Source organism: Thauera sp. (genome assembly GCF_035444905.1).
In the GTDB taxonomy this organism is placed as follows: Bacteria; Pseudomonadota; Gammaproteobacteria; order Burkholderiales; family Rhodocyclaceae; genus Thauera.
In genome coordinates, this window is sequence record NZ_DAOMPS010000005.1 from 135,903 (window position 1) to 147,464 (window position 11,562).

Consider the following 11,562-nt stretch of genomic DNA (forward strand, 5'->3'; position numbering starts at 1 on the left):
CGTTTCCTGTTACTTCTTGCCGGCGATCGCCTTGCGCGGGCCCTTGCGGGTGCGGGCGTTCGTGCGGGTACGCTGACCACGCATCGGCAGGCCGCGACGATGACGAACGCCGCGGTAGCAGCCCAGGTCCATCAGTCGCTTGATGTTCATCGTCACTTCACGACGCAGATCGCCTTCGACAACGAAGCGAGCAACCTCGTCACGCAGCTTTTCCATGTCCGACTCGGTCAGATCCTTCATCTTGACCGAGCGCTGGATACCGGCAGCGTCGCAAATCTTCTGAGCACGCGAACGGCCGATCCCATAGATGGCGGTCAGCGCGATCTCGGCATGCTTGTGATTGGGAATGTTTACCCCAGCAATACGGGCCATCCGTCTACCCCAAAACGCAAAACGTTGAATTCTAATGCCTAAGGTTGACTAGATCAACCCTGGCGTTGCTTATGCCGCGGATCGGTACAAATGACGCGAACCACACCCTTGCGGCGGATGATCTTGCAATTGCGGCACAGCCGCTTTACCGATGCCTGGACTCTCATGGACTTGCTCCTGTTTCTCTAATCTTCACTTGGTCCGGAACACGATCCGGCCCTTGGTCAGGTCGTAGGGGGTGAGTTGTACGGTCACCTTGTCACCCGGGAGGATGCGGATGTAGTGCATCCGCATCTTCCCCGAGATATGGCCAAGGACCATGTGACCGTTCTCCAGCCTGACTCGGAATGTTGCATTGGGCAGGTTCTCGGTGACCTCGCCCTGCATCTCGATGACATCTTCCTTCGTCATGGACTTACCTGCCCGGGAAACCCGCCCCCTTGAAATTCGCCTTCTTGAGCAGACTCTCGTACTGATGCGACATCACGACGGCCTGAACCTGGGCCATGAAGTCCATCGTGACCACCACGATGATCAGCAGCGAGGTGCCACCGAAATAGAACGGGACGTTCCACCTCAGGATCAGGAACTCGGGCAACAGACAGACCAGGGTGATATAGACCGCCCCGGCGAGCGTCAGCCGCATGAGAATCTTGTCGATGTACCGTGCCGTCTGGTCTCCGGGTCGGATCCCGGGAACAAAAGCACCGCTCTTCTTCAGGTTATCCGCCGTCTCACGCGCATTGAATACGAGTGCGGTGTAGAAGAAGCAGAAGAACACGATCGCCAGCGCGTACAGAAGCACATAGATCGGTTGCCCCGGCGACAGCGTGGATGCGATGTCGCGCAGCCAGTACATGCCCTCGGACGAGCCGAACCACTGCCCCAGCGTCGCCGGGAACAAGATGATGCTCGACGCAAAGATCGGCGGAATCACACCCGACATGTTCAGCTTCAGCGGCAGATGGGAGCTCTGCCCGCCATACACCTTGTTGCCGACCTGTCGCTTGGCGTAATTGACCAGGATCTTGCGCTGCCCCCGCTCCACGAAGACCACGAAGCCCGTCACCAGCACCACCAGCACGCAGATGAACAGCGCCGTGAAGGGATGCATCGCGCCGGTCCGCACCAGCTCGAAGAGACCACCGATCGCACTTGGCAGTCCCGCAACGATACCTGCGAAGATGATCAGCGAGATCCCGTTGCCGATACCGCGCTCGGTGATCTGCTCACCCATCCACATCAGGAACATCGTGCCGGTCACCAGCGTGGCCACGGTCACGAAGCGGAACATCAGCCCTGGGTCGACCACCAGGCCCGGCTGCCCCTCCAGCGCGATCGAGATCCCGAGCGCCTGCGCGAACGCCAGCACCAGGGTGCCGTAGCGCGTGTACTGCGTGATCTTGCGCCTGCCGGCCTCGCCCTCCTTCTTCAGCGCCTCCAGATACGGCACGGCCACGGTCATCAACTGCATGATGATGGACGCCGAAATGTAGGGCATGATGCCCAGCGCGAAGATGGTGAAGCGCGACAGCGCACCGCCCGAGAACAGGTTGAACACCCCGAGGATGCCGCCCGCCTGCGACTGAAACAGCTCGGCCAGGCGCTCAGGATCGATACCCGGGACCGGAATGTGCGCGCCGATGCGATAGACGATCAGCGCGCCCAGCAGGAACAGCAGGCGACGCTTGAGGTCGCCGAACCGCCCCGGCTTTCCGAGCGTGGCAGCAGTATTCGCCACAACCGTTTTCCTTGTTTACTCGGCCGCCACGGAACCACCAGCGGCTTCGATCGCCGCCTTGGCACCCTGGGTAGCACCGACACCGCGCAGCACAACCTTGCGGTTGATCGCGCCGGAGAGCACGACCTTGGCGGACAGCGCGTCAGCCGCGATCACGCCCGCCTGCTTCAGCGTCAGCAGATCGACCTCATCCACCGGCAGCTTGTCCAGTTCGGACAGACGCACTTCGACGTTGCGGGCGCGCGTCAGCGACACGAAGCCACGCTTCGGCAGGCGACGCTGCAACGGCATCTGGCCGCCTTCGAAGCCGGTCTTGTGGAAGCCGCCGGCGCGGGACTTCTGACCCTTGTGGCCGCGGCCGCAGGTCTTGCCCAGGCCACTGCCGATGCCACGACCGACACGGCGCGCGGCCTTCTTCGAGCCTTCGCCCGGCTTGATGGTATTCAGGCGCATATCAACCCTCACACTTCAGCAGGTAGGACACCTTGTTGACCATGCCCCGGATCTCGGGCGTGTCAGCCAGCTCAACCGTGTGGTTGAGGCGGCGCAGACCGAGGCCGCGCACGGTGGCACGGTGGGACTGTTTGGTGCCGATCACGCTCTTGACGAGCGTCACCTTGATTTTCTTGTCCGACATCGCTTACCCCAGAATTTCTTCGACGGACTTGCCGCGCTTGGCAGCAATCTCCGCCGGGGTGTTGATCGCCATCAGGCCGTTGATCGTGGCACGGACGACGTTGTACGGATTGGCGGAGCCGATGCACTTGCAGATCACGTCGGTCACGCCCATCACCTCGAACACCGCGCGCATCGGACCACCGGCGATGATGCCGGTACCGGCCGGAGCGGGCTGCATCAGCACCGAGGCGGCGCCGTGCTTGCCGATCACGGTGTGCTGGAGGGTGCCGTTCTTGAGCGACACCTTGCGCATCTTGCGGCGGGCTTCGTCCATCGCCTTCTGCACCGCCACCGGCACTTCCCGCGACTTGCCCTTGCCCATGCCGATCGCGCCGTCACCGTCGCCAACCACGGTCAGCGCGGCGAAGCCGAGGATCCGGCCGCCCTTGACGACCTTGGTCACGCGATTGATCGCGACCATCTTCTCCTTCAGGCCGTCATCGCGCTCGTCGGAGGCTTGCGCACGTTTGGTTTGCTGCTTAGCCATTCGATTCCTCGCTTAGAACTTGAGGCCGCCTTCGCGGGCAGCCTCGGCCAGCGCCTTGACGCGGCCGTGATACAGGAAGCCCGAGCGGTCGAACGAGACCTGCTCGACACCGGCAGCTTTGGCCCGTTCGGCGATCAGCTTGCCGACGAACTCGGCCGCAGCCTTGTTGCCGCCGTTGGCGACCTGCGAGCGGACCTCGGGTTCGACCGTCGAGGCCGCAGCAAGCACGCGTGCGCCGCTGCCGTCGATGACCTGGGCGTAGATGTGGCAGTTGGACCGGAACACCGTCAGGCGAACCGCCTTGAGCTCCGCAATCTTGGCGCGAGTTTTGCGCGCACGGCGAAGACGAGTTTCTTTCTTGTTCATGACGAACCGCCTTACTTCTTCTTGGTTTCCTTGAGCACCACCACCTCGTCCGAGTAACGGACGCCCTTGCCCTTGTAAGGCTCGGGAGCGCGGTAGGCACGCACCTCGGCTGCGACCTGGCCGACCTGCTGCTTGTCGATGCCCTTGATCACGATCTCGGTCTGAGTCGGCGTCTCCACCTTCACGCCGGCGGGCATCTGGTGCACGACCGGATGCGAGAAGCCGAGCGACAGGTTGAGCTTGTCGCCCTGAGCCTGGGCGCGATAACCGACGCCCACCAGGTTGAGCTTGCGCTCGAAACCCTTGCTCACGCCTGCGACCATGTTGTTCACCAGGGCGCGCACGGTACCGGACATCGCCCGGGCGTTGGCCACACCGTCGCGCGCCTTGCACACGACGGTATCGCCGTCGCGCTCGACGGTCACGGCATCACTCAGCGACTGGCGCAGAGTACCCAGCGGCCCCTTGACGGCGATCTCACCCACAGAGATCGTCACCTCGACGCCCTGAGGAATCGCCACCGGATTCTTGGCTACACGAGACATCGCTTCCCCCTTAGGCAACCAGGCAGATGACTTCACCGCCGACGCGATTTGCGCGCGCCGAGCGATCCGTCATCACGCCACGCGGCGTGGACACGATGGCCACGCCAAGGCCGTTCATCACGCGCGGCAGGTCGTCGCTGCCCTTGTAGATGCGCAGGCCAGGACGGCTCACGCGCTCCAGGCGCTCGATGACCGGACGACCGGCGTAGTACTTGAGCGTCACATCCAGCGAGGCCTTGCCAGCCTCGTCGCGAACGGCGAAGCCGTCGATGTAACCTTCATCCTGCAATACCTTGGCGATCGCAATCTTCAGCTTGGACGAAGGCATCGACACCGAAACCTTCTGGGCCTGCTGGCCATTGCGGATGCGCGTCAGCATGTCGGCGATGGGATCGGACATACTCATCTTCGAATTCTCCTTACCAGCTCGCCTTGGTCATGCCAGGCACTTCACCGCGGAAAGCGATCTCGCGCAGCTTGTTGCGGCACAGACCGAACTTGCGGAAGACACCACGCGGGCGCCCGGTCAGCGCGCAGCGATTGCGCTGGCGGGTCGGGTTGGCATTGCGGGGCAGTTGCTGCAGGGCCAGGCGGGCAGCCATGCGTTCTTCTTCGGACAGATTGCTGTCCTTGACCTGAGCGACGAGCGCGGCACGCTTGGCAGCGAACTTTTCCACCAGCTTTGCACGCTTCACTTCACGGTTGATCAGAGCGAGTTTCGCCATATCACCCTCAATTCTTGAACGGGAACTTGAACGCACCGAGAAGCGCACGCGCTTCCTCGTCCGTCTTCGCCGTCGTCGTGATGCTGATGTTCATCCCGCGCAGCGCATCGATCTTGTCGTACTCGATCTCAGGGAAAATGATCTGTTCCTTGACACCGAGGTTGTAGTTGCCGCGACCGTCGAAACCCTTCGCAGCGATGCCACGGAAGTCACGCACGCGCGGCAGCGCGATGGTGATCAGGCGATCGAGGAATTCGAACATGCGCGGACCACGCAGGGTGACCATGCAGCCGATGGGATAGCCGTCACGAATCTTGAATCCCGCGATCGACTTGCGCGCCTTCGTGCTCACCGGCTTCTGACCGGCAATCTTGGTCATGTCACCAAGCGCGTTCTCGAGGATCTTCTTGTCGCCAACCGCCTCGCCGACACCCATGTTCAGGGTGATCTTGGTGATGCGCGGCACTTCCATCACGGACTTGTAGCCGAACTGCTGCTTGAGCGCCGGCGCGACTTCGTCCTTGTAAACCTGTTGCAAGCGAGCCATCGTCACTCCTTAGGCGTTCACCAGCTCGCCGTTCGACTTGAAGAAACGGACCTTGCGACCGTCCTCAAGCGTCTTGATCCCGACGCGATCACCCTTCTGGGTGGCGGGATTGAACAGCGCGACATTCGACACGTGGATCGGCATTTCCTTTTCGACAATACCACCCACCTCACCCTTGAGCGGATTCGGGCGGACGTGCTTCTTCACCCGATTCACACCCTCGACCACGACACGCTCATCATCAACGCGGCGCAGCACGGTGCCACGACGGCCACGATCCTTGCCCGTCAGCACCAACACTTCGTCACCCTTGCGGATCTTGTTCATCTACGGACTCCTCAGAGCACTTCGGGCGCCAGCGAGACGATCTTCATGAACCGCTCGGTGCGCAGCTCGCGCGTGACCGGCCCGAAGATACGAGTGCCGATCGGCTCGAGCTTGTTGTTCAGAAGCACGGCCGCATTGTTGTCGAACTTGATCAGCGAACCGTCGGGACGACGAACACCCTTCGCAGTGCGAACGACGACCGCATTGTAGACATCGCCCTTCTTCGCACGACCGCGCGGCGCTGCATCCTTGACGGTCACCTTGATGATGTCACCCACGCCGGCATAACGGCGCTTGGAACCACCCAGGACCTTGATGCACATCACCGAGCGTGCGCCGGAGTTATCGGCCACGTCCAGCTTGGACTGCATTTGAATCATGAAAGTATCTCCAACTTATCCCGCATTTGCGGACAGTCTTGGAACCCGTCAGGGTAGGATGCCCCGAGCGAGCCCCGGAGCAAAGAGGCAAAAGTATAACAGCCTGACACCGGGGTGCCAAGCTGTTTCTTGCTACTTGCTTGTAACTCTGATCAGATGATGCGTGCCTTCTCGAGCACCTTGGCAACACGCCAGGTCTTGGTGCGCGAGATGGGACGGCATTCCTCGATTTCCACCAGGTCGCCCTGGGCCGCAACGCCGTCTTCCACGTGAGCGTGGTACTTGGCGGAACGGGTGATGATCTTGCCGTACAGCGGGTGCTTGACCCGGCGCTCGACGAGGACCGTCACGGTCTTCTGCATCTTGTCGCTCACCACACGCCCAACCAGCGCGCGGCGAACCTTTTCAACTTGTTCGCTCATTGCTGCCCCGCCTTTTCGCGCAGGATGGTACGCACGCGCGCGATGTCACGACGAACCTTCCCAATCTGACTCGTGTTGCCAAGCTGCTGGGTGGCGTGCTGCATACGCAGCGAGAATTGCGCCTTCAGCAGCTCCAGCAACTCCTTGTTCAACTCATCGGCGCTCTTTGCGCGGAGTTCATTCGCCTTCATGTTCAACCCCCAATCTGGCGGACAACAAACACCGTCTCGATCGGCAGCTTGGCGGCGGCAAGCCGGAAAGCTTCACGAGCGAGGGCTTCATCCACGCCGTCCATTTCGTAGAGCACCTTGCCCGGCTGGATCTCTGCGACCCAGTACTCGGGGTTACCCTTACCGTTACCCATACGAACCTCAGCCGGCTTCTTCGAGATCGGCTTGTCCGGGAAAATGCGGATCCAGATGCGGCCACCGCGCTTGATGTGACGGGTCATGGCACGACGGGCCGACTCGATCTGACGCGCAGTCAGTCGACCGCGACCGACCGCCTTGAGACCGTACTCGCCGAACGACACCTTCGCACCGCGGGTGGCGATGCCGGTGTTACGGCCTTTCTGCTCCTTCCGGTACTTCCTTCTAGTCGGCTGCAGCATCATTCACTCCTGCTTTCTTCTTGCCGGCCTTCGCCACGACGGGCGGGGCGGCGGCCCGGACGCTCACCGTCACGCGGGGCACCACGACGGCCACGGCGGTTATCGGCTTCGGGCTCGGCGGCGACGGGCTGCTCGTTGCGACCGAGCATCTCGCCCTTGAACACCCACACCTTGATGCCGATGATGCCGTAGGTCGTCTTCGCTTCCGAAACGCCGTAGTCGATGTTGGCACGCAGGGTGTGCAGCGGCACACGACCTTCGCGGTACCACTCGGTACGGGCGATCTCGGCGCCGTTCAGGCGACCAGCGCTCATGATCTTGATGCCCTGGGCACCGAGGCGCATGGCGTTCTGCATCGCACGCTTCATGGCGCGGCGGAACATGATGCGCTTCTCGAGCTGCTGGGCGATCGAATCGGCGACGAGCTTGGCGTCTAGTTCAGGCTTGCGCACTTCCTCGATGTTTACATGCACCGGCACGCCCATGATCTTCTGCAGATCACGCTTGAGCGCCTCGATGTCTTCACCCTTCTTGCCGATCACAACACCAGGACGGGCGCTGAACAGCGTGATGCGGGCGTTCTTCGCCGGGCGCTCGATCACCACGCGACCGACCGAAGCGTGCGACAGGCGCCTCTTCAGGTAATCGCGAACCTTCAGGTCCTCGTGCAGCATGCCCGGAAAGTCCTTGCTGGAAGCGAACCAGCGCGAACCCCAGTCACGCGTGACGGCGAGGCGGAACCCAGTGGGATGGATTTTCTGACCCATGTTTACTCCTTACTCGCCAACGGTCAGGTAGACGTGGCAGGTGGGCTTCAGGATGCGGTTGCCGCGACCCTTCGCACGCGCGGTGAAGCGCTTGAGCGTCATGCCCTCTTCCACGTGAATGGTCTTGACCTTCAGCGTGTCGATATCGGCGCCGTCGTTGTGCTCGGCATTCGCGATCGCGGATTCGAGCACCTTGCGGATGATCTTCGCGCCCTTCTTGGGCGAGAAGGCGAGCGTATTGAGCGCCTGATCGACGGGCTTGCCGCGGACCAGATCGGCCACCAGACGACCCTTCTGGGCCGACAGCCGAACGCCACGGAGAATAGCTTTGGTTTCCATGTCGTCCCCTTAACGCTTGGCCTTCTTGCTGGCGGCGTGACCCTTGAAGGTACGCGTCAGCGCGAATTCGCCGAGCTTGTGACCGACCATGTTCTCGGTCACGAATACCGGAATGTGCTGCTTGCCGTTGTGCACCGCGATCGTCAGGCCGATGAAGTCGGGCAGGATCGTGGAGCGGCGCGACCAGGTCTTGATCGGGCGCTTGTCGTTGCTCGTCCGGACAGCGTCGACCTTCTTCAGCAGGTGCGCGTCGATGAACGGGCCTTTCTTGATAGAACGTGCCATCTTTTACCCCTTAACGCTTGTGACGACGCTGCACGATCATGCCGTCGGTGCGCTTGTTCGAACGCGTCCGATAACCCTTGCTCGGCGTACCCCACGGGCTCACCGGCTCGCGCGCTTCGCCGGTACGGCCTTCACCACCACCATGCGGGTGATCGACCGGGTTCATCGCCACACCGCGAACGGTCGGGCGGATACCGCGCCAGCGATTGGCACCAGCCTTGCCGATCTTGCGCAGGCCATGCTCTTCGTTACCGACTTCGCCGATGGTCGCGCGGCACTCGACGTGCACGCGGCGAATCTCACCCGAGCGCAGACGCAGCTGGGCGTACGAGCCCTCGCGCGCCAGCAGCTGCACCGACGTACCGGCGGCACGCGCGATCTGCGCGCCCTTGCCCGGAATCATCTCGATGCAGTGGATCGTCGAACCGACCGGAATGTTGCGGATCGGCAGGCTGTTGCCCGGCTTGATCGGCGCTTCCGAGCCACTGATCAGCTGTGTGCCAACCTCGACACCACGCGGGGCAATAATGTAGCGGCGCTCGCCATCGGCGTAGCACAGCAGCGCCAGGTGCGCGGAGCGATTGGGGTCATACTCGATACGCTCGACCTTGGCCGGAATGCCGTCCTTGTTGCGACGGAAGTCAACCAGGCGATAGTGCTGCTTGTGGCCGCCACCCTGGTGGCGCACCGTGATGCGGCCGTTGTTGTTACGACCGGCATTCTTGCTCTGCTTCTCGACGAGGGAAGCAACCGGGCGCCCCTTGTACAGGTTGGGATTAACAACCTTGACCTGGGCACGGCGACCGGCGGAAGTCGGCTTGAGTTTTACGATTGCCATGATCTATCACTCCCCGGCCGCAAAGTTGATTTCCTGGCCGGGCTTCAGGCACACGAAAGCCTTCTTCCAGTCCTTGCGGCGACCCATGGTCTTGCCAAAGCGCTTGGCCTTACCCTTGACGTTCAGAACCTGCACGGACTTGACCTCGACCTTGAACAAAGCCTCGACCGCAGCCTTCACTTCGGGCTTGGTCGCGTCCGATGCAACCTTGAACACCACCTGCTCGTTCTTGTCGGCAACGAAAGTTGCCTTCTCGGAGATCTGCGGGGCGAGCAGCACCTGCAGCAGACGTTCCTGACTGATCGCGCTCATTGCCACGCTTCCTCCATCTTCGCCAGCGCGCCCTTGGTGACGAGCACCTTCGGGAAACGCACGAGCGACACCGGATCCGCCTCACTCACTTCAAGCACCAGCACCTGGTGAAGGTTGCGCGAGGACAGGAACAGGTTTTCATCCATCTGGTCGGTAATGACGAGGACCGAGTCCAGGCCCATACCCTTGAGCTTCTGCGACAGCAGGCGCGTCTTCGGCGCCTCGACGCTGAAGGAGTCGACCACCGCGAGACGATCCTCGCGAGCCAGCTGCGACAGGATCGCAGCCACACCGGCCCGGTACATCTTGCGGTTGACCTTCTGGCTGAAGTTCTCGTCCGGCGTGTTCGGGAAGATCTTGCCGCCCCCGCGCCACAGCGGGCTCGACGCCATACCAGCACGCGCATTGCCCGTGCCCTTCTGACGGAACGGCTTGCGAGTCGACTTGGCGATCTCGGAACGACCCTTCTGCTTGCGATTGCCCGAGCGCGCGTTCGCCAGATAGGCGGTCACGACCTGGTGCACAAGCGCTTCATTGTAGTCACGGCCGAACAGCACGTCCGACGCTTCGAGCGTCGACGCAGCCTGACCCTGATCATTCAACAGCTTCAATTCCATTGCGCGCTCCTCAGGCCTTGACCGCCGGACGGACGACGACGTCGCCACCCTTGGCACCCGGCACCGCACCCTTCACGAGAAGGAGCTGGCGCTCGACATCAACACGGACGATCTCGAGACCCTGGGTGGTACGCTGCACGTTGCCGTACTGACCGGCCATGCGCTTGCCAGGGAAGACACGACCCGGATCCTGGGCCATGCCGATCGAACCCGGGGAGTTGTGCGAGATCGAGTTACCGTGCGAGGCACGGTTCGACGAGAAGTTGTGGCGCTTGATCGGACCGGAGAAGCCCTTGCCGATCGTCACACCCGTGACGTCGACCTTCTGCCCAACCTGGAAGAGATCCGCACCGATGGCGTCGCCGGCATTCATGCCGCCGGCCTGCTCGGACTCGATACGGAATTCCTTGATGCCACGGCAGGGCTCGACACCCGCCTTCGCGAGATGACCCGCAACCGGCTTGGTGATGCGACTGGCGCGACGCTTGCCATAGGCGACCTGAACCGCGGTGTAGCCGTCGGTTTCGACCGTCTTGATCTGGGACACACGATTGTCCGACACGTCAAGCACCGTCACCGGAATGGTCTTACCATCCTCGGCAAAGATGCGAGTCATGCCGACCTTGCGTCCAACAAGGCCTAGACTCATTTTTTTCTCCTGAATCCCGGTTGCGATTGACCGGGGGTCAAATTATTGCGCCAAAAGGCACAAAGGCCGGATTATACCGGCCTATTCCAAACTTCCGCAAGCACCGAAGGCTTACTGGAGCTTGATCTCGACATCCACACCGGCAGGCAGATCCAGCTTCATCAGGGCGTCGACCGTCTTGTCGGTGGGGTCGATGATGTCCATCAGACGCTGGTGGGTGCGGATTTCCATCTGGTCGCGCGACGCCTTGTTGACGTGCGGCGAGCGCAGCAGGTCGAAGCGTTCGATCCGGGTGGGCAGCGGGACGGGACCGCGCACGACGGCACCGGTACGCTTGGCGGTGTCGACGATCTCGAGCGCCGACTGATCGATCAGGCGGTAGTCGAAGGCCTTGAGGCGGATGCGAATCTTCTGGCTTTGCATGATGTGTTTCCTAAAGAGCGGAAAGAGCGAAAAGAACGAGCGGGCGGCAGCAAGGGCGCCGCCCGTGTCAGGGCGAATTACTCGATGATCTTGGCGACGACGCCGGCGCCGACGGTACGACCACCTTCGCGG

Annotated in this window: 25 protein-coding genes; all 25 read right to left on the reverse strand. The window is 62.0% G+C overall.

Annotated features, from left to right (window positions below):
* Positions 1 to 9 precede the first annotated feature (9 nt).
* Positions 10 to 372, reverse strand: a complete 363-nt coding sequence (rpsM, locus tag PLC66_RS04060; RefSeq protein ID WP_324537965.1) for a 30S ribosomal protein S13 — start codon at positions 370 to 372, stop codon at positions 10 to 12.
* A 53-nt stretch (positions 373 to 425) separates the two neighbouring features.
* Complete coding sequence (rpmJ, locus tag PLC66_RS04065; RefSeq protein WP_004258276.1) at positions 426 to 539, reverse strand: 50S ribosomal protein L36; 114 nt, start codon at positions 537 to 539, stop codon at positions 426 to 428.
* 25 nt (positions 540 to 564) lie between these two features.
* Positions 565 to 783, reverse strand: coding sequence for a translation initiation factor IF-1 (infA, locus tag PLC66_RS04070; protein WP_004298457.1), 219 nt, complete (start codon positions 781 to 783; stop codon positions 565 to 567).
* A 4-nt stretch (positions 784 to 787) separates the two neighbouring features.
* Positions 788 to 2,113 (reverse strand): preprotein translocase subunit SecY, encoded by a 1,326-nt coding sequence (gene secY, locus PLC66_RS04075; protein WP_324537966.1) that lies wholly within the window; start codon positions 2,111 to 2,113, stop codon positions 788 to 790.
* Positions 2,114 to 2,128: 15 nt separating this feature from the next.
* A complete protein-coding gene (gene rplO / locus PLC66_RS04080; protein ID WP_324537967.1) occupies positions 2,129 to 2,566 on the reverse strand; it encodes a 50S ribosomal protein L15 in 438 nt (145 codons plus the stop codon).
* A 1-nt stretch (position 2,567) separates the two neighbouring features.
* Entirely contained in the window at positions 2,568 to 2,750 is a 183-nt protein-coding gene (gene rpmD / locus PLC66_RS04085) for a 50S ribosomal protein L30 (protein WP_324537968.1), read from the reverse strand.
* A gap of 3 nt (positions 2,751 to 2,753) precedes the next feature.
* Positions 2,754 to 3,278 (reverse strand): 30S ribosomal protein S5, encoded by a 525-nt coding sequence (rpsE, locus tag PLC66_RS04090; RefSeq protein ID WP_324537969.1) that lies wholly within the window; start codon positions 3,276 to 3,278, stop codon positions 2,754 to 2,756.
* Between the two features lie 12 nt (positions 3,279 to 3,290).
* Positions 3,291 to 3,644: a 50S ribosomal protein L18 gene (gene rplR, locus PLC66_RS04095; protein ID WP_324537970.1), complete on the reverse strand. Its 354-nt coding sequence runs from the start codon at positions 3,642 to 3,644 to the stop codon at positions 3,291 to 3,293.
* Between the two features lie 11 nt (positions 3,645 to 3,655).
* Complete coding sequence (gene rplF, locus PLC66_RS04100) at positions 3,656 to 4,189, reverse strand: 50S ribosomal protein L6 (RefSeq protein ID WP_324537971.1); 534 nt, start codon at positions 4,187 to 4,189, stop codon at positions 3,656 to 3,658.
* Between the two features lie 10 nt (positions 4,190 to 4,199).
* Positions 4,200 to 4,595: a 30S ribosomal protein S8 gene (gene rpsH / locus PLC66_RS04105; RefSeq protein ID WP_324537972.1), complete on the reverse strand. Its 396-nt coding sequence runs from the start codon at positions 4,593 to 4,595 to the stop codon at positions 4,200 to 4,202.
* 13 nt (positions 4,596 to 4,608) lie between these two features.
* Complete coding sequence (rpsN, locus tag PLC66_RS04110; protein WP_107221685.1) at positions 4,609 to 4,914, reverse strand: 30S ribosomal protein S14; 306 nt, start codon at positions 4,912 to 4,914, stop codon at positions 4,609 to 4,611.
* 7 nt (positions 4,915 to 4,921) lie between these two features.
* A complete protein-coding gene (rplE, locus tag PLC66_RS04115) occupies positions 4,922 to 5,461 on the reverse strand; it encodes a 50S ribosomal protein L5 (protein ID WP_324537973.1) in 540 nt (179 codons plus the stop codon).
* A gap of 9 nt (positions 5,462 to 5,470) precedes the next feature.
* Positions 5,471 to 5,788 carry a 50S ribosomal protein L24 gene (gene rplX / locus PLC66_RS04120; protein ID WP_002931597.1) on the reverse strand — a complete coding sequence of 106 codons (318 nt, stop codon included), beginning with the start codon at positions 5,786 to 5,788 and terminating at the stop codon, positions 5,471 to 5,473.
* An 11-nt stretch (positions 5,789 to 5,799) separates the two neighbouring features.
* Complete coding sequence (rplN, locus tag PLC66_RS04125) at positions 5,800 to 6,168, reverse strand: 50S ribosomal protein L14 (protein ID WP_075148071.1); 369 nt, start codon at positions 6,166 to 6,168, stop codon at positions 5,800 to 5,802.
* A gap of 152 nt (positions 6,169 to 6,320) precedes the next feature.
* Positions 6,321 to 6,590, reverse strand: a complete 270-nt coding sequence (rpsQ, locus tag PLC66_RS04130; RefSeq protein ID WP_324537974.1) for a 30S ribosomal protein S17 — start codon at positions 6,588 to 6,590, stop codon at positions 6,321 to 6,323.
* Positions 6,587 to 6,781: a 50S ribosomal protein L29 gene (rpmC, locus tag PLC66_RS04135; RefSeq protein WP_324537975.1), complete on the reverse strand. Its 195-nt coding sequence runs from the start codon at positions 6,779 to 6,781 to the stop codon at positions 6,587 to 6,589. Before rpmC ends, rpsQ begins: the two co-directional genes overlap by 4 nt.
* Before the next feature lie 2 nt (positions 6,782 to 6,783).
* A complete protein-coding gene (rplP, locus tag PLC66_RS04140; protein ID WP_324537987.1) occupies positions 6,784 to 7,200 on the reverse strand; it encodes a 50S ribosomal protein L16 in 417 nt (138 codons plus the stop codon).
* Positions 7,200 to 7,967: a 30S ribosomal protein S3 gene (gene rpsC, locus PLC66_RS04145; RefSeq protein WP_324537976.1), complete on the reverse strand. Its 768-nt coding sequence runs from the start codon at positions 7,965 to 7,967 to the stop codon at positions 7,200 to 7,202. The genes rplP and rpsC overlap by 1 nt, the downstream gene beginning before the upstream one ends.
* A gap of 9 nt (positions 7,968 to 7,976) precedes the next feature.
* Positions 7,977 to 8,306, reverse strand: coding sequence for a 50S ribosomal protein L22 (gene rplV, locus PLC66_RS04150; protein ID WP_281050842.1), 330 nt, complete (start codon positions 8,304 to 8,306; stop codon positions 7,977 to 7,979).
* A 9-nt stretch (positions 8,307 to 8,315) separates the two neighbouring features.
* Positions 8,316 to 8,591, reverse strand: coding sequence for a 30S ribosomal protein S19 (rpsS, locus tag PLC66_RS04155; protein WP_004332378.1), 276 nt, complete (start codon positions 8,589 to 8,591; stop codon positions 8,316 to 8,318).
* 10 nt (positions 8,592 to 8,601) lie between these two features.
* The gene (rplB, locus tag PLC66_RS04160) at positions 8,602 to 9,429 is read right to left on the reverse strand and encodes a 50S ribosomal protein L2 (protein WP_324537977.1); all 828 of its coding nucleotides are present in this window, start codon (positions 9,427 to 9,429) and stop codon (positions 8,602 to 8,604) included.
* Between the two features lie 6 nt (positions 9,430 to 9,435).
* The gene (gene rplW, locus PLC66_RS04165; protein WP_004332382.1) at positions 9,436 to 9,741 is read right to left on the reverse strand and encodes a 50S ribosomal protein L23; all 306 of its coding nucleotides are present in this window, start codon (positions 9,739 to 9,741) and stop codon (positions 9,436 to 9,438) included.
* Positions 9,738 to 10,358 carry a 50S ribosomal protein L4 gene (gene rplD, locus PLC66_RS04170; protein WP_324537978.1) on the reverse strand — a complete coding sequence of 207 codons (621 nt, stop codon included), beginning with the start codon at positions 10,356 to 10,358 and terminating at the stop codon, positions 9,738 to 9,740. Before rplD ends, rplW begins: the two co-directional genes overlap by 4 nt.
* Before the next feature lie 10 nt (positions 10,359 to 10,368).
* The gene (gene rplC, locus PLC66_RS04175) at positions 10,369 to 11,007 is read right to left on the reverse strand and encodes a 50S ribosomal protein L3 (protein WP_324537979.1); all 639 of its coding nucleotides are present in this window, start codon (positions 11,005 to 11,007) and stop codon (positions 10,369 to 10,371) included.
* 111 nt (positions 11,008 to 11,118) lie between these two features.
* Entirely contained in the window at positions 11,119 to 11,430 is a 312-nt protein-coding gene (rpsJ, locus tag PLC66_RS04180) for a 30S ribosomal protein S10 (protein ID WP_107494444.1), read from the reverse strand.
* Positions 11,431 to 11,562 lie beyond the last annotated feature (132 nt).